General features: G+C 49.1%; 16 protein-coding genes and 3 pseudogenes. 6 read left to right on the top strand and 13 right to left on the bottom strand.

Features of this window, described 5'->3' with window-relative positions; genetic code table 11:
- The first annotated feature begins 10 nt into the window (after positions 1-10).
- Entirely contained in the window at positions 11-1510 is a 1500-nt protein-coding gene (locus RRF55_RS23970; protein ID WP_058842874.1) for a helix-hairpin-helix domain-containing protein, read from the top strand.
- Between the two features lie 449 nt (positions 1511-1959).
- Here the strand turns inward: RRF55_RS23970 and RRF55_RS23965 are convergent, their stop codons facing one another.
- The 3 genes from RRF55_RS23965 to RRF55_RS23955 form a co-directional block, all read right to left on the bottom strand.
- Positions 1960-2955 (bottom strand): hypothetical protein, encoded by a 996-nt coding sequence (locus RRF55_RS23965; RefSeq protein WP_163535452.1) that lies wholly within the window; start codon positions 2953-2955, stop codon positions 1960-1962.
- A gap of 261 nt (positions 2956-3216) precedes the next feature.
- Positions 3217-4134 (bottom strand): hypothetical protein, encoded by a 918-nt coding sequence (locus RRF55_RS23960; RefSeq protein ID WP_004026570.1) that lies wholly within the window; start codon positions 4132-4134, stop codon positions 3217-3219.
- Between the two features lie 88 nt (positions 4135-4222).
- A complete protein-coding gene (locus tag RRF55_RS23955) occupies positions 4223-4555 on the bottom strand; it encodes a hypothetical protein (protein WP_227652022.1) in 333 nt (110 codons plus the stop codon).
- A gap of 1062 nt (positions 4556-5617) precedes the next feature.
- Here RRF55_RS23955 and RRF55_RS23950 point away from each other — a divergent pair.
- Complete coding sequence (locus RRF55_RS23950) at positions 5618-5932, top strand: hypothetical protein (protein ID WP_023288299.1); 315 nt, start codon at positions 5618-5620, stop codon at positions 5930-5932.
- Positions 5933-6038: 106 nt separating this feature from the next.
- On the opposite strand, the pseudogene RRF55_RS23945 reads toward RRF55_RS23950, so the two are convergent.
- Together RRF55_RS23945 and RRF55_RS23940 are read right to left on the bottom strand one after the other, a co-directional pair.
- A pseudogene (locus tag RRF55_RS23945) lies at positions 6039-6352 on the bottom strand (Tn3 family transposase); the annotation flags it as partial.
- A gap of 26 nt (positions 6353-6378) precedes the next feature.
- A complete protein-coding gene (locus RRF55_RS23940) occupies positions 6379-7131 on the bottom strand; it encodes an alpha/beta hydrolase family protein (protein WP_004729622.1) in 753 nt (250 codons plus the stop codon).
- Between the two features lie 240 nt (positions 7132-7371).
- Between RRF55_RS23940 and RRF55_RS23935 the strand changes: the two genes are divergently transcribed.
- On the top strand, positions 7372-8241 hold the full coding sequence (locus RRF55_RS23935; protein WP_001567390.1) for a DMT family transporter: 870 nt from the start codon (positions 7372-7374) through the stop codon (positions 8239-8241).
- Between the two features lie 133 nt (positions 8242-8374).
- Positions 8375-9565, top strand: coding sequence for a MalY/PatB family protein (locus RRF55_RS23930; protein ID WP_048292274.1), 1191 nt, complete (start codon positions 8375-8377; stop codon positions 9563-9565).
- Between the two features lie 218 nt (positions 9566-9783).
- On the opposite strand, the gene RRF55_RS23925 is transcribed toward RRF55_RS23930, so the two are convergent.
- The 3 genes from RRF55_RS23925 to RRF55_RS23915 form a co-directional block, all read right to left on the bottom strand.
- Complete coding sequence (locus RRF55_RS23925; RefSeq protein WP_004729618.1) at positions 9784-10557, bottom strand: SDR family NAD(P)-dependent oxidoreductase; 774 nt, start codon at positions 10555-10557, stop codon at positions 9784-9786.
- A gap of 65 nt (positions 10558-10622) precedes the next feature.
- Positions 10623-11324, bottom strand: a complete 702-nt coding sequence (locus tag RRF55_RS23920; RefSeq protein ID WP_001194072.1) for a DsbA family oxidoreductase — start codon at positions 11322-11324, stop codon at positions 10623-10625.
- A gap of 65 nt (positions 11325-11389) precedes the next feature.
- Positions 11390-12496: an alkene reductase gene (locus RRF55_RS23915; RefSeq protein ID WP_023287189.1), complete on the bottom strand. Its 1107-nt coding sequence runs from the start codon at positions 12494-12496 to the stop codon at positions 11390-11392.
- Between the two features lie 213 nt (positions 12497-12709).
- Here RRF55_RS23915 and RRF55_RS23910 point away from each other — a divergent pair, with 213 nt between their 5' ends.
- Positions 12710-13039, top strand: coding sequence for a thioredoxin family protein (locus tag RRF55_RS23910; protein ID WP_002431133.1), 330 nt, complete (start codon positions 12710-12712; stop codon positions 13037-13039).
- 29 nt (positions 13040-13068) lie between these two features.
- Here the strand turns inward: RRF55_RS23910 and RRF55_RS23905 are convergent, their stop codons facing one another.
- From RRF55_RS23905 to RRF55_RS23890, 4 genes and pseudogenes are all read right to left on the bottom strand, one after another.
- Positions 13069-13407, bottom strand: coding sequence for a carboxymuconolactone decarboxylase family protein (locus tag RRF55_RS23905; RefSeq protein WP_000888080.1), 339 nt, complete (start codon positions 13405-13407; stop codon positions 13069-13071).
- A gap of 4 nt (positions 13408-13411) precedes the next feature.
- The gene (locus RRF55_RS23900; RefSeq protein ID WP_000210409.1) at positions 13412-13993 is read right to left on the bottom strand and encodes a TetR/AcrR family transcriptional regulator; all 582 of its coding nucleotides are present in this window, start codon (positions 13991-13993) and stop codon (positions 13412-13414) included.
- 141 nt (positions 13994-14134) lie between these two features.
- On the bottom strand, positions 14135-14692 hold the full coding sequence (locus tag RRF55_RS23895) for an OsmC family protein (protein ID WP_000108589.1): 558 nt from the start codon (positions 14690-14692) through the stop codon (positions 14135-14137).
- A 185-nt stretch (positions 14693-14877) separates the two neighbouring features.
- Positions 14878-15069, bottom strand: a pseudogene (locus RRF55_RS23890) (helix-turn-helix domain-containing protein); the annotation flags it as partial.
- Between the two features lie 87 nt (positions 15070-15156).
- On the opposite strand from RRF55_RS23890, the pseudogene RRF55_RS23885 reads away from it, so the two are divergent.
- Positions 15157-15569: pseudogene (locus RRF55_RS23885) on the top strand (Tn3 family transposase); the annotation flags it as partial.
- 229 nt (positions 15570-15798) lie between these two features.
- On the opposite strand, the gene RRF55_RS23880 reads toward RRF55_RS23885, so the two are convergent.
- Positions 15799-16281, bottom strand: coding sequence for a hypothetical protein (locus RRF55_RS23880; RefSeq protein WP_004210306.1), 483 nt, complete (start codon positions 16279-16281; stop codon positions 15799-15801).
- Between the last annotated feature and the right edge of the window lie 885 nt (positions 16282-17166).

The raw sequence follows: 17166 nt of genomic DNA, 5'->3' as shown, positions 1-17166 counted from the left end.
GTGGCTATTCATGGCAAATATAATTACATGCAAAACTAAGGATGGAAAAACCATTCAGTATGTCGATGAAGTCATCGGCTCTGGCTCAATGAAAGACGTTTATTTTTCTCCGGATAAATCATATGTCGTAGCCTTCTACCATAAACCTCAGAATGAACAGGCCCGGGAACGTATCAACATGATCACCGGGAGGTACCGGCAGAATATTTTTGAGCAGACTGGTGGAGATTACTGGAAAGGTCTCTTCTGCTGGCCCACTGATGTGGTTGAGCACGCTGATAAGGTGGGTATTGTTGTACCTGCTTACCAGCAGCATTTCTTCTTCCGATATGGTTCCAAAAACAATGATTTCCTCGGGATCAAAGGACGTGAAAAGGAAGGGAAATGGTTTGCCAGCGCGAACAATCAGAATAAATTTCTGGATCCGCGTGAACGTGGCAATACGCTTAACTATCTGAAGGTCTGCATCCTTCTAACGCGTGCAGTCAGACGAATGCATGCTGCGGGCCTGTGTCATAGTGACCTGAGTTATAAAAATGTGCTGATAGATCCGGAACTAGGCCACGCATGCATTATTGATGTTGATGGGCTGGTGGTTCCGGGAAAATTTCCTCCAGACGTGGTTGGTACACCTGATTTTATTGCCCCGGAAGTGGTGAAGACAAGCCATCTCCCCAAAGACGATCCCCGCCGCGTATTGCCGAGTATCGCTACCGACCGGCATGCACTTTCGGTACTCATTTACATGTATCTTCTTTTCCGGCACCCGTTACGGGGAGGAAAAATTCACGATATCGATGATGAGGTCAGGGATGAGGCGCTTTCCATGGGAGAGCGGGCACTTTTTATCGAACACCCGACTGACAGAAGCAATGCAGTTAAAGTTAATCAGGTCTCATCGTTTTCGCTCCCGTGGGCAGATCCTCAGAAAATCCCGTACACCATTATGGGGCCCTACCTGAAACCTCTCTTCGACCGGGCTTTTATTGATGGGTTGCATGATCCGTCGAAGCGCCCTACAGCCGATGAATGGGAGAGCGCCCTGGTAAAAACCGTCGATCTCATCCAGCCATGCCAGAACAAGGATTGTGACCAGAAATGGTACGTTTTCAATGGAAAGACGAAACCCGTTTGTCCCTATTGCGGTACACCCTACAAAGGCAAACTCCCCATCCTGAATCTGTATTCGTCGAGAAAAGCTGGAACTTTCAGGCCAGATGATCACCGGCTTATGGTGTGGAGCGGTCAGTCATTATATGCATGGCACGTCAACCGACTGATTGCTCCTAACGAACGAACCACCGATGAGCAGAAGAAAAGGGTTGGTTATTTCGTCTTCCATAATGACCAGTGGTGGCTGGTTAACGAGGGGCTTAGCGGGCTCATATCACTTCCCGATCGGAAAACGGTCGGCATTGGTGAAAAGTTGCTGCTGGAGGATAACACCCAGTTCATCCTGTCTTCAGAGGATGGCGGGCGATTGGTGGTGGTTCAGCTTTTGAATAATTAGCTATATTACTGGCCATTGATATCATAACGTCAATATGAGCCCACCATTAGGTGGGCCATAATTATCACAGTCGAAACGCAACATCTCAATACTATCCCTTTGAGCCTGGAAGATGGTTCGGCGGGACAGGTTATCCACAAACATTGAAGAAAGAGTGTCTCACATTCAGTAAGAGTAACTTTCACAAATCGCCCCACTAGGGAAACACCACAGTCAGGACAGAAGTCCGGAAACGCCTATTTTTTTCATCAGCTAATTATGTAGCCCCTTCTGTTCTACTCTTTCCCGGAATGTTCCGGTCCGGAACAGTGTCTGCCGGTAATGCGCCAGAAAAAAATGTATCCCTGTATAACCTGGAAGCCCATGTGTTTCATGGCTTTTCAGCTGAGTAATTCTCTCAATAAGCCATCTGAAATTACTGTATGACATTCTATCCTCTACAAGACATTTTAATCATTTGTGTTTGGTAATAAATTTAAAAGTTCGCCAGGTAATGTCTCGTCTTCTAGTAGCATAAAGTTCCCATCCAGAAACTCTAAGTTAATATATTCTCTGTATAGTTGAATATACTGATTAATGGTGTAACATAAGTTATTACAGATGATGCTACAGTTTTCTCCCCATAAGTCGTGCTCTTTCTGAAGGTTTTCATGCATTTCATAGGGTTCATTTTTTTTCCAGCTTTTTAAAACCATATATCCTCTTCGCCCCATTTCCATATATCTAAACTCCATGAAATGTTTTTCAAGAGCAAGAATCCATGGGTACATTGCTTCAATTGCTTCTTTAAAACCCGGAATATCATACGTTTGTTGATTACAAATGCCGACAATTTTCCTCAAATCCCTTAAAGTATCAGCTTCAATATAATTGGCAGACAAATTAGTGACAAAGAGGCCTGGCTGATCTAAAGGTAAATGCCTGACTAGGTAGTTATGTATAACCATTTCTTTCTTATATGAGGGCGTCTCGACATTCAAAAATGTTTTTAACTTTGATGCTGGTAATCTCATTGCTAAACGGAGAAGGCTCGAAGAGCTGAAAACATCTGCGTGTTCTAACTTATAATCTTCTTTAATTTTTGCAAGAGTGGTATATATCTCTTTTGGAAACCCCTGTTCTTTATCATTGATAACCGCATAAAAAACTTTAAACTCGCAAGACTCATTCCATGATTCTTTTATTTTTTCAACATCTGCTTTCATTTTTTTTATTGCAAATTTTATTGTTTCGCGATTTAATTCCTCCGGAGCGTATACTTGATAATATTCCCCTCGCTCTGGAATATAACCATCGTTACCGCCATCACCTTTTCTTCCCCAAGGTTTGACCTTCCTGAATTTTTCAGGGTAAGATAACTCCATTACGGTTTCAAATAGTCTTTGATATTCTACACCGTTGCTACGGAGTATTTCTAAACGCATACGTGCCCAAAAATCTGACATATAAAAATTTCCTCGAAAATAGCAGATCTCTAATGTTTATCTATTCCTTATCATCTTTTATTGGGAAAAACAACCTCAACGCATTAACTACCGAAAGTAAGCTTAAACGGGTGTGAAGGCCGTAACCATTTCCATCCAGATATAGCGAGACCATTGTTCACATCCCACAACTGAACGAGGCCCAATTTAGCAATCCACCACGCAGAGAAAGTAAAGGAATCTTATGGCATAGATGCACGTAAGTGGTAAGGTACTGGGCATCTACAAAACCTTATTTCTAAGCCATCGAGCCAGTCCGGTGTCCAGTATGAGTTCGGCAAGCCTGATGGGGCCAATCATAGTGACTCCTTCAGCACGAAGGTCCTCACTCAATGTCCCTCGATGCCAGACAAAGAACATTCGAGCATAGCTGTCACTGGTCTGGAACAGTGACAGATACTCAGAGAATACAGACGGGTCAGCAACAGACTTCACTTGCACAAATGCCCGTTCGCCGGTAGTGGGCAGTTCAAGCTCAATGTCTACGGTCTTCTGTGTCCTCCCAAGGCACCCGGTTCTTCTCCATCCGCTGGCGGAAAAAATCAGATCTACCAGCAATTCAAAGTCCTGCCAGGTAAGTAAACTACACAGCCTCGTAATAGCCTTAAGGTACTGAGCTTCAGCAATATCCGCGTCTTTGATTTCCGGCGATTGCTCGTCGTTAATTTTCCGCAGGGCGTAATCGGCCAAACGCACATCGCAGATGGTACCCCGGTAACTCTGTGTAGCGAGCAAAGCACCGCTAAGGACGCTGTGGGAGAGAAGGTTTCCGGCCAGACTATGGTTGTGCCATCCGTTCACAGTGGGGCGGATCCTGCTGCCATCATCCAGTTCTGTGACTTCCCCGGAAGGCTGACACCAATACAATAATCCTTGGCTGAAAGTTATGAACAGCATATCGGGGGTGGCTGTGTAAAATGTCCTTATCTGCCTGACATCACTGGTGGCAGTGGACTGGTTATATTTCCTCTCTTCTAACCAGACTTTATTGACTTCTTCCCACTTTCCCTCAAGACACATCTGATGGGGTGTTTTGTCGTAACCAAACCTAATAATGCCAGATGTCAGGCACTCACGTTCCCATTCGCCTCCCTCTCCCAGCTTGATGTATTTAACTGCAGTAGCCCGAATCTTTTCCAAAATACAATCACTCCGTTAAACGAATATCCAGACAGAATAGGAGGTTCTGTCCAGCGCCCACAAAAAAGCCACTTTCGCGGGGTGTGTCTTATTTTTTCGCGACCAGATGAACACCTTCCGCTTTATCGGCGGCCAGCTGAATAAGCCCATCATACTCTTCAATCACATGATCATGACCATGTACGGACCACTCACAGCTCTGACATTTAATCCCAAACCGCACCTCTCCGGAGTCGCAGCTCACTACTATAACCTTTGACAGACACCCACTGGGTTTCACGTTGTACTGAAGCTCGGCGTTCATATCAAACCAAACTTTATCGATACGAGTCTGTAGCTTCGCCTGAAAATCCGGGCGTGTTTCCGCCATCCTGACGGCTTCAACAGATAATACCTTATATTTGCCCTGCTGAAGTGGCACGCCAGGCCAGCGGCGTATGGCGGTGTCTGTCCAGAGACGGGAGTTCTTAAGTTGGTAGACGGTGATCCATTTTTCTGACCATTCATAAAATTTCTGGCATAGCAGCTTCTACAGCAAACTTTCGGTCACCAATTAAATCCCCTGGATTTTACCCATACCTGCTCTTCCCTGGAATGTCGTTAATATCCACGGTATCAGGTCAGAGCTGTAACGACCAGCAGCGCCAGTGGAAATAGTCCGGCCAGTACCGGCTCCTTACCCCGGATTGATGTCTACTGTATGCGATAAATTTGGGAAAAACTGGCGATGGCCATTCTTCTGATTCTGATCGCCGGCAAGCGTCCCAGGCAGCAAAAGAGCAGACGTAAGACAACATACCCTTGAGGGTCCTGACCTTCAACGTGCCCGACCCGGCCCCCGCCGCGCGGACGAAAAAAAGAGAAAAAATAAAAAAAAAGAAAAAAAGAATATGCCGAAAATGTGCACAGTCGCGACCCACGCAGAGCGTGGCGCTCCGGGGCAAAGGCTTTGCAGGGCTATAAGGCATGTTGTCTTACGTTTTGAGTGTGATGGTCCGATCCCACCAGCTTTCATGAATTGTCCCGCCGGGTGTACTGCTATAAAGTGCATACCAGCACTGCAGCCCCTGCCGGTGATGATGAATAATTCCGTCCGGCGAGTATTGAGCAAGACCCTCACTACGTATTAAAACCTGGAACTCCGGGATGACGATGCCTGAGGTGATTTACCACCGGGAGTAAAAATTCGTTTATGGCGCCAGCAGCTGGTACCTTGCAGAGTTAAGTTCTTATCGCAAAGGATGATAAAAATGAGCCATGGCAAATGTGAGCCGACAAACACGAATGCCGCCGATTACAAGCTGTACGCGCGATTCGATGCTGGTGAAACGCTTGAAAGCGTTTTAGCCTCTCCACCGACCACGAAGCACAATAAAGTAACTTCTGAAGGAAACATCAGGACAGAACACAGAATGTGGATGGCGTGGAGAAAGAAGCATCCCAGACCACTCTGATTATCAGTGTCGATTAATAAGGATAAAACATGCGAACGACAAGTATCACCCTGTGTCTGGTTTTGGCGAGTTTTGGTGTATCCGCTAAAATCCTTGCAGACCCAGACCTTACTTACCAGGCAAATAAAACGTGTGCTAAACGAGATGTACTGGAACTGAAAGTCCCTTTAGAAGCCAATAATCCCTCCTCCCCCACATGGGGTTTGGACAAGGGCATGGTGCAGGCCACAATTGACGCACTGAAAGAAAATCCAGACATCGCCCCGGCTGACTCTGTAGCCTGCCAACAGGCTGCAATAAAACAGTATCGGGCTGGGCAAAAACACTACAGTAAGCTCAGGTAGCTGCCGTGATGCCCACCAGCTGAAACCTGTGTGTGGTATAAAAAACCCCGTAGGGGTCCGCTTGGAAAACGGAAATTATCCCACGCTAAGACTATATTTTGTACAGCAGTGGAGAAGGATGAGAGACCAGCAGTTCATTAACAGGGACTCCTTTTTGCTTAAGCGGCTCAATGGTTCTTTCTATATAAACCGTATTCCAGAGTGTTATCGCCGCCGTATGTAGTGTCAGCGCCGGTGGCGTGGTAACGCTGATCCTCCCACCCCCAGATCCCTGATTTCATTCAGCCGGTGCATGAAGGAAGCTAGCCCAAGGGCCTCACCCTTATTCAGCCCCGCCTGTATGCATCGGCCTAAGCCTTTATCGCAAAATCAGTCCAGCATAAACAGCGTCCGATCTCTGCAGAAAATCGCCCTCTGCGCTACGAGTTTGAACGCATTTACTCTGTTTATAGGTAACATTCGCTCCACGATATAATGATATCGGCAACGTATTCAGCATCCTGAGCATGAGTCAGAAGGTGATCCGCCTTACCCAACGAAATGAAACTCTTGGGATGCTTTGCTGCTTTGAATATTTTTTCGGCCTGCTCAATTAACACAGTATCATCTTCAGTCGCATGAAAAATAAGCAGAGGCTTGTTCATGGCGAACACCTTATGAGCGATTTTGTGTTCCTGAATATTGTCCAGCATCTGTTTCTTTAAGGTAAATACCCGCCCGGCCAGCTCAACGGGATAGGCTCCATGCTGGTTAATGTTTTCAACATCATCCTTAAAAAGACGTTTTACATGTGTCAGTTCTCCGGGTGATCCTATGGTGACAACGGCCTTTGCCTCAGGAACTTCGCCGGCAATAGACAGAATGGCCGATCCCCCCAGGCTATGGCCGATGAGCAAAGAAGGCGCTTCGTACTGTCGGCGGAGATAATCTACCGCGCAAAGCAGGTCCGAAATATTGGATGAGAAGTTGGTGTTGGAAAAATCCCCTTCGCTGTTTCCCAGACCAGTAAAATCAAACCGGAGAACGGCGATAGCATTCTCTGTCAGTTTCCGCGCAATACGCGCCGCGCCTTTGAGGTCTTTGCCACACGTAAAACAATGAGCTAACAGCGCAAACGCTTTAGGATTTTCAGGAAGTTCAAGCAATCCGGCCAGTTCTTCACCAGCCGCATTTTTGAACGTAAATTTTAGTTTTTTCATAGGATATTCCAGGTCTTAAACTGATTTCATATGTTTGATCGCAGGGAAAAATAATCTTCTGCTCTGCATCTGGCATTACGCGTTTTCCTTCCTCTACTGGGGATGTGAAACAGAATTCATTCCGAATGCCTGTCCTCACCTTCCAGTTTGAAAGCTGATTATTGCTTCCTGTTCGGTGATCACTTACGCTATGCTACCAACTAGATGGTAGTTTACAAGAATTTTATGAGGTCTCACTGAATGGCCAATTGCGCGCTCATTCTTAAAATATCCCTGGCAATGCTGGCGTTTGCTGCAAACTCTATTCTGTGCCGTCTGGCCCTGCAGGGAGGCCACATTGATCCCCTTTCATTCAGCAGCCTCAGGCTGGCCAGTGGTGCACTCGTCCTGTCACCTTTCTTGTTTTATCACGCAAAAACTACATTATCGCTGTGGCGTCCGCTGAGCGGATTTTACCTCATGGTGTACGCAGTGCTCTTCTCTGTCGCCTATATCCATCTCGATACCGGGGCAGGTGCGCTGTTACTTTTTGGTGCCGTACAGTTTGCGATGGTGATCCACGGATTATTTAAAGGGGAATCACTCTCCGTTATGCGGGCTTGCGGTTTAGTTATTGCTCTGGCAGGAATTGCTGCCCTGCTGTTACCCGGGGCGAAGGCACCGCCGCTTTACAGTGCACTTATGATGATCGTTGCCGGATTAGCCTGGGCCGCCTATTCCGTCAGGGGGAGGGCGGGCCAGGCGGCCGGGGCTTCAACGGCGGCAAATTTTGTACTCGCCACGCCGATGGCTCTCGCTCTTTCGTTGCTGTTTATGAAGCAGGGTCACTATGATGCTGCGGGCATTGCTTTGTCATTGCTGTCCGGTGCCGCCGCCTCAGCCGGTGCATATGTATTGTGGTATACCCTTTTACCCTCTCTCGGCTCTATCACCGCCAGTACCCTTCAGCTCAGCGTTCCCTGTCTGGCAATGCTAGGGGGTGTGGTATTCCTGGATGAATCACTGACGGTCAGAACGATATTTTCTGCCCTGGCGGTGCTGACTGGCATTGTGATGGTGACACGCGAGAAATCCCCCCGTCAGTCGATGACAAAGGCGAGAGAACCTTAATAACGCAATTAATTCATGCAGTTGTGATGATTCTCTTATGTTAATCACACGAGCCAGTTTTCCCGCTCCGGCATCAGACTGACAGTAATACTGAGGTCGACGTTTCTGACTACACCTAAGGCAGGTTTATGAAATGAAATATGATTTTGATGAGTACGTAAGCAGAGAGAAAACAGACAGTCTCACCGTGGACGGCTGGCGGGAATACCTGTTTTCGGGACAGTCCGAATTTGCAATGCGGTATCCGGCAGAAGGGCTAATCAACCTCTGGGTTGCTGACATGGCTTTTGCCACACCAGAGCCGATTCTTCAGGCCATCAGAGACCGTCTGGATAGAAAAATACTCGGCTACACTAAAATCTACGACGAAGAATACTATGAGATCTTTGGCAGCTGGTGTGAGCGACAATATGGTCACCGTTTCAAAACGGAAGACATTGTGCTGTCTCCGGGCATTATTCCCGCGCTGAACCGTCTCGTCCCGCTTCTGACCGACATGGATGACAGTATTCTTATTATGACGCCTTCATATGGCCCGTTTAAAAAGGCGGGTGAATACAGTCAGCGTCGCGTGGTGTACTCGGCGTTAAAAAAATCAGCAGGCGGCTGGGAACCTGACTGGGAAGACTTTGCACGCAAAGCCAGTCAGGCCGATTTACGTGTGAAAATCCTTTTCCTGTGTAATCCGCATAACCCGACCGGACGAGTCTGGCGGCCTGATGAACTTAAGCGGATTATTGAAATTTGCCTGGCCAATGACATCTGGGTGATATCTGACGAAATTCACTGCGACCTGTCCCGAAGCGGTATCGGTCATACACCGGCCGCCTCTCTTTTCCCTGATTCTACACGCATTATTACCTGCATGTCCTCGAGTAAAACATTCAATCTGGCCGGGAATTTGTTGGCAAATATTATTATTCCGGATCCCGGTGTCAGAAGCGAGTGGCGTCTCAGACACGACGAGTTCATCTCTCCACTGAGCCTGGCAGCAAACAAAGCGGCGTGGAGTGAATGTGATGACTGGCTTGTCCATCTGAGGGAATATATTGACGGCAATTTCCAGTACCTGCACGACTATCTCAAAAGCTATTTACCCGAAACCAGGTTCTCGATCCCCGAAGGGACATATCTGGCCTGGATAGATATTAGCCGCTACCTGCCCGACACCGCAGGTGAGGATTTATCGCTGTATTTTGCCCGGGAGTCAGGGGTCCTTCTTGAAGGGGGCTTGCTGTTTGTCGACAATGGGGACGGATATATCCGGTTAAATCTGGCCTGCCCACGGAGTATGCTGACAGCAGGGATGAAAAGAATTTCATAGGTACTGCGGATACCGGCTCCTCATCGTGTATAACCCCTTTCTCTCTGGCCGTTTTGTCCTGTCAGGATGTCGTCAGAACCCGGCATAACACCCTGTGCCGGGAACACAAAAGGCACGGATGAACAGGTCGTGAATATTCTTAGTGAAGCCTGCTGATGACATGTCTGGCGACAAAAAAATGCCGCCCTTAAGGGGCGGCTTATGCCAGCGTCACGGGGTTATCGTCTGACCGCCATGATGCCCGCATCGACATCCCAGATAGCGCCCGTCACCCATGAGGTTTTGTCAGACAACAGGAAGAGAATAGTGTTTGCCACATCTTCGGCAGTTCCGACGCGTCCCAGCGGGTGGAAATCGTTCAGCGACTTCATAGCATCTGCGATATCCGCTTTGTCCATGAAGCCTTCGTATATCGGCGTATGAACAATCCCGGGAGACACCGCGTTGACACGAATACCCGCGCTGGCCAGCTCAATCGCCAGATTACGCGTCAGGGCATGCAGACCCGCTTTTGCCATTGAATAGGCCGAGGCCGGCGAGTCACCCAGTGCAGCCTGAGCACCAATCGAACCGACGTTGACGATAGACCCTTCGAGCTTCGCGGCGAGCATGTTCTTCACGACATCCTGTGTAATAAAGAACGTGGCTCGGTTCAGCGAAAGATACATGTCATAATCGGCAAAGCTGTGCTCGGTAAATCCTTTGGGCATGAAGATACCGGCGGCATTCACCATCAGGCTGATATCGCGATGGTGAGCATTAATTTCCTGACGGATAGTTTCCATACCTTCTTCGGTCATCAGGTTCGCCGCGATGACCGCAACCGGTCCCAGAGGGCTCAGTTCTTTTTGCACCGCTTCGGCTTTGTCTTTTTTATTCCCGGTCAGCACGACACTGCCGCCCGCTTCCAGTACCATGCGTGCCACGGCCAGGCCCATGCCGCTGGTACCGCCGACGACGAGCAGTTTTTTACCTTTGAAAAAAGTGTTCATTTTCTGACTCCATTACTGGTGGGTAAGACGTTGCCGGCAGCGTGAAACTGCCGGCGGTTGACGGATTAAATACTGCAGCCATCCGTTCCGCAGGTCTGACCCGCAGTGGCTGAAAATTCGGTTTGCTGTTCATCCCAGACCTGACGCAGGGCATTCAAAAAGTTATCTGCTGCCTGAGCCCCGCTGATGGCATATTTTTCGTTCATCACAAAAACCGGAACGCCGCTGAGGCCAATAGACTGTGCGTGGGCTTCATCGTCGGAAACGGTGGCGCGAAAATCGTCATTTTCCAGGGCGGCTTCAGCGTCAGCTTTCGGCATACCGGCTTCTACGGCCATGGCAACGAGCTGCTGACGGTCAAAGAGAGAGCGACCTTCGGTGATACTGCCATGATAAAAACGTTCTTCCACCGCGTCCGCAATTCCGGCCTTACGCGCGGCAACCAGCAGGGTGTGTGCATCTTCTGTATCACCAAACATCATGCCGTCGAAGTTGTAGATCAGACCTTCAGATTTACCGGCGGTGCCCACCTGATTCATCATCAGCTCCGCTGAATGCTGACTGCCCAGCTTTTTAACGATGGCATCCTTAAAAGGCATCGCGGGAGTACCACCGGCCAGACGGTAGCTGTGATGGCGGATCACCACCTGGTCGCGAAATTCAAAGCGATTCAGACCCTGTTCAAATCTTTTTTTAGCAATCCAGCACCACGGGCAGACCAAATCTGACCAGATATCGATGGTAAGGGTGGGTTTCAGCGTTTGCATAATGATTCCTCAAAGACGTTGGGCGGTCGGATCTCACTTATCAGAGAACCGCGACCGTATGGGATTTATTGCGCCTGCCAGACCGGGTAATCGGTATAGCCTTTTTCCGGGGAACCACTGACGCCGTAGTAGGTGGCGCGGTCACTTTCTGCCAGTGGCCAGCCGTTTTGCATTCTTTCAACCAGATCCGGGTTAGCGATGTAGGGCACACCAAATGCCACCAGATCCAGCTCATCATCTTCCAGAGCCTGCTCTGCGATATCACGGGTAAAACCGCCGGCAGCGATGATGGTGCCTTTAAACGTGTTGCGAAAACGGCGGCGGAAGCCTTCCGGAAGTGGCGCTTTGGTGTACACCGGCTGATAGTAAAGGTGTACGTAGGCCAGTTCCCGCTGACCGAGCGCGTCGGTGATGGCTGACCAGGTTTGCTCTTCACCTTCATACGGCGCGAGGTCATAAATGCGGCCGAACGGTGACAGGCGCACGGCAACGTGGCTGTTACCCACGGCTTCCGCCACGGCGTCAATGGTCTCCAGCAGGAAACGCTGACGATTTTCCACCGAGCCGCCGTATTCGTCGGTGCGGGTGTTCAGTTCGCTACTGAGGAACTGGTCAAAGATGAATCCGTTTGCCGCCATGATTTCCACGCCGTCAAAGCCGGCTTCCATCGCCAGGCGTGCGGAGTGCACGAAGTCTGCAGTGATGCGTTTAACTTCATGCGTTTCCAGCGCGCGTGGCTGGCTTGGTACAACCGGGCCCGGTTCTCCGGATTCGGTCAGCGCAAAAACGGTGGTATTGACCGCCTGAACGGTGCCCGCTGAAACCGGCGCTATGTGGCCTGGCTGAAGAGAGACGTGAGACATACGGCCGACGTGCCAGAGCTGCGCGAAAATACAGCCACCTTTGGCGTGAACCGCTTGTGTCACCTTACGCCAGCCCTGGACGTGTTCGTCGTTGTAGATACCAGGGGTATAAAGGTAACCCCGGCCTTCTTCTGAAACCGGCATCCCTTCGGTGATGAGCAGGCCAGCAGAAGCACGCTGTGCATAGTACAAAGCCACGACCTCATCCGGCACGTCATTCATGGTGCGGGTGCGGGTCATCGGTGCCATGACTACACGGTTTTTTAACGCCAGGCCAGACAGATTATAGGGGGTGAAAAGCTTACTCATCGTATACCTCACAAAAAACAAAAAGGAGTATCCCGGCAGGGATTTGCACAGCCCGGCAGTATCATCGACTGGACGTCGCGCACTGGAGTTGCATAAACATCTGATGGGTGGCAATATACCAACCATCTAGTAGGTAGGTCAATGGGTGTGTCGTATTTTTTTGTCATAACGCAGCCATTTCTGAATTGTCACTCATTTTGCGAGGTCATCACCATGCGTACATTAACAGCTTATAACGAAGATAATTTCCGCCAGATAGAGCAGTACAAAGGAATATCGGTGGTACGTTTCTCTGCACCCTGGTGTCCGCCCTGTCAGGCCAGCGAAGAAATGTTCAGTCAGTTTGCAGACCGGCTCGATAGAGATATTCAGGTGGGGAAAGTCAATGTAGATCAGGCGCCGGTGCTGACAACCAAATACGAGATCTGGGGGCTGCCGTCTGTGCTGATATTTCATGAAGGGCAATTAGTTAAACGCATACCGGGTGTGAAACCTGCATCGGTATATGCTCAGGCTATTGCGGACATTAAAAAAGGGCAGTAATGCCCTTTTAACGTGGAATTTATTAATGCTTAACCGCGTGCCTGACCGACGGCATCCAGAGTGCGGGCTGAATAAATGACCGCCGCGCCAGCGTTGAGGTTAATCGCCACGCCCAGCGCTTCAGCAATTTCAGCGTCGGTTGCACCGGCTTTCACAGCGGCGTCGGCGTGAAAAGCAATACAGCCGTCGCAGCGGGTTGTGACTGCGCACGCCAGGGCAATGAGTTCACGCACTTTTGCGCCCAAAAGGTCAGTTTTGTTACCTGCGTTGCCCAGGGCAACCACGCCTTTCATGGTCTCGGGGGTCAGTTTGCCCAACTCGCCTAAACGTTGCATTAACTCTGAGCGATAGTTGTTCCAGTCCAGCATAGTGTCATTCTCCTGAATGAGGGGTATTAAGAAGCAGTTTTATATACTTAAGGCTGTTGGCGAAGACTTCGGGTCTGGCCGTTGCATGCGCCACTACGCTTGAGCCTTCACAGACATTAATGATCATCAAAGCAATATCTGATGGTTCGGCATGGGATGAAAACTCACCTGACTCCATGCCCGCCCTGACGACTTTTGTGAGCCACTCGATTTGCATATCGAAATAAAGTGATGTCTGTACAGTAATTGCCTGAGGCAGATTGGCGGTCTCTGCTGACAACGCACAACACAGTGGCAGTAGCGAAGCTTTATGGCTTTGCGCGAAGATATCGATGTAAGCCGCAATTCTTCTCTCCGCGCTTTTCTCAGTCGCCTCTATCTGCTCAAATACGCGTTGTGTATCAGAGAACGCCTGTATTACCACCTGCTCACCCAGAATATCTTTGGTCGGGAAATGGTGATGAATACTGGCCTTGGTGATACCCACTATTTTTGATAAATCAGCATAGCTGAATGCTGAATACCCTTTTTCGCGCATCAGGTGTTCTGCTTCGCTGAGCAGCCGTTCCCGTGTCATGGTTGTCATAATTACTCCATATAATCTACTAGTTGATAGATTATATTGTTGCTATTTTTCCGTAGCAAGTTGTATCACTGACTCAGTATCGTGCAGAGCTGAACGTCACTGCCATCCTGCATTCTGAATGGCAGCATTACATCTCTGACATCACGCCAGGCGTGTAATCATTTCAACCGGATTAGCCAGAGTATCGTGGATTGGCGAATTCTTTTGCATTTCGCTGACCAGCGCTTCTAACTCCTCGCGACTGGCGGTCTTGCTCGTAAGGTGAACATCGACGCGAATAGATTTCGCACCTTTACGCACGTTGCTGTCCAGCCCAAGGAAGCCGTTGAGGTTGATATCGAAATTAAGATCCAGCTCGATACCGTCCAGGTCGATCCCTTTTTCAGCAGCCATCATGGTAAGGGTGGCGGTATAACAGCCAGCCAGCGCCTGCATGATGTATTCAGTCGGGCTCATGCCGGTATCGGTGCCGAGTAAACCTGCGGGTTCATCACCGATATTAGAAAATTTCCCCACACGGCTGGTATCGATAACGCCGTTCTGGATTGTGGCGCCGGTCTCTGTGCGAACGGTTAATCCGCCGCTGGAACGGGCTTTCATCTGGAAAGTCAGGTTACCCAGGCCAGGCTGGCTGCGAACTGCTTCACGGGTATTGTGGATCGCAGCTGCGTCTGCAGAAGGTTTAACGGTAGTAGACATAATGGCTCCTGTAATTTCTTGATAAAAGGTATAGCTGGTGCAATCAATACCAACCATCTAGTTGGTAGATTAATGTCGCGAACCTCTTTTGTCTACTCTTTTATAAAAAATAGGGGGAAAAGAACCCAGCAGGCTGTTTTATTTCATAATAACCATTTGATTTTTTTTATAATCTTCCCAGCCGCTCACTCTTGCAGCAATCCAGCCTTTACCCGAAGGATAGTCTGGCGGGTGGTATTAAATTCCCGGGCAATAGCACTGATACTGATGCCAGCATTTAGGCGCTCTGTCACTGTTTGCTTTTGTTCCTCGCTCAGGATGGGGGGGCGACCGAAGCGTTTTCCAGCCGCTTTTGCCCTCGCAATACCTGAATACGTTGCCGATATCATTATATCGTGGAGCGAATGTTACCTATAAACAGAGTAAATGCGTTCAAACTCGTAGCGCAGAGGGCGATTTTCTGCAGAGATCGGACGCTGTTTATGCTGGACTGATTTTGCGATAAAGGCTTAGGCCGATGCATACAGGCGGGGCTGAATAAGGGTGAGGCCCTTGGGCTAGCTTCCTTCATGCACCGGCTGAATGAAATCAGGGATCTGGGGGTGGGAGGATCAGCGTTACCACGCCACCGGCGCTGACACTACATACGGCGGCGATAACACTCTGGAATACGGTATATATAGAAAGAGCTATTGAGTCACTAAAACGAAAGGGTATCCCGATAAATGAGCAACTGGTCTCTCATCTTTCTCCCCTGGGCTGGGAACATATCAATCTGCGTGGAGATTACGTCTGGCGTAATAATCTTAAGCTGGGATCCGGAAAATACCGCTCATTACGTACAGTCGATACCGCTTTGTACAAAAAACAGTCTTAGCGTGGGATAATTTCCGTTTTCCAAGCGGACCCCCCGTAGCGCTGGTGCAAAACAGACCAGCGCATTCCAGTTCTCAATCCCGTTCTGTGCTGTAGGCCCCTGTCGCATTCAGACCTGAATTACCGAGCAAGGAAACATGTCAGTAAGCCATCTGGATACAAAAACTGGTGGTATAGCCACTTTAGCGTAATGCTAATGTATGCGTACATTAGCTTTAAATTTATGTTATTTACCCTTCTCCCTTCCTGGATGCCTTAACCTGGGTCTGATAGTTGCGCTTTACCCGCTCAATTTCCGCCAGAGTTGCCGCCCAGTGCAGCCCTGCGGCGTGACGATATCTGGTTGCCATTTTTTCAACGGCCTCCGGAGTGCTGTCATCGCTGCGGTGCTGCCGTCCCTTCACCCCGAAAATTTCCACTATAAGCCACTGGCTACCGGTTCTGCCGAACAAGGCCTGACACAGCCGCCTCACGGCAAGCGGGGTCAGATCCGGGTCGGGATCATACGCGATGGTGGCAAAAATAAAACGCAGCATCTCAGAGGTTTTGTAGCGTTTTACCGCTGCCGCCAGCCGGGCAGCTCTTTGCGGCGCTTCCCAGCGGTCGTCGCTGTAACCTGCCACTTCAGAGAGATAGTCCTTCTCGAGTTGTTTAGCCGTGTAGCAACGTCCCCCCAAAAACATCCGCATAGCTTCTTTCGTTTCAGCTCTCACGAATCTTGTCCTCAGCCAAAGCTAATGTACGCATACATTAGCATTAAGTATCAGGTTAAACAAAAATCAGGAAACCGATCTGATTCAGTGCAGGTGGCTGTCTCTTTTGAATTATAGCTTTTGCGTTCTGGTATACAGGTTACCCCTCCCCCCTCTTTTCCCGCTGGTCTACTGTAGTCGACACAAAAGACAGGAACCTCGGTATGTCCTGATAATTTTGTTTGAGTTTTAATCACGAAGCAGAGGGTATCGCATATAGTAGACACAACGCAGCCAGAATAACGCTCGATGCAAAATTTAGATCGTTGTCGCCTACAGTAGACATTCCTGGTTTCGACGCTGGTGCTTCCAATACTGACCAGTCCCGGGCCATGGCATAGCATCCAATAGAAATAGTGATTTCCTCCACCAGCTTTCCTTAAAAAGCTTACATTTACGGATAACCTCACCACAGCCGCACATACCAGCCAATGGCCAGTATGATAGTTGTAGCATGCAGTAGACCTTTACCCTCGAGGCTTCCCTGGTTGTCGCACACAGTAGACACATTATGTCAGCCACCAGTACGACCGGTATTATCCGGCCCCTGAACAAAAACTCGAATACAGTAGACCTTCGCCAAATATGTTGGGGTCGCACACAGTAGACATTAAACGTGGGTTTACAACATATCTGGCGCTTCCCGGCTACCAGGCAGAGCGTCGGATACAGTAGACCGTTACCATCTCTGCCAGGTCTCACTGGTTGTCGCATACAGTAGACAGTAAATTCTTTCCACCACGGAAAACCGGCACTGATCCGCGATTTAATCGGGCATCAAATACAGTAACCCATTGCCTTCAGCACCTACCCGGTGTGTGGGTTGTCGCATCCAGTAGACACCCG

It is taken from the genome of Klebsiella sp. K47, assembly GCF_051858335.1.
GTDB lineage: Bacteria > Pseudomonadota > Gammaproteobacteria > Enterobacterales > Enterobacteriaceae > Klebsiella > Klebsiella pneumoniae.
Note: the sequence above shows the minus strand (reverse complement) of the source record. Positions and strands in the feature narration are given on the sequence as shown.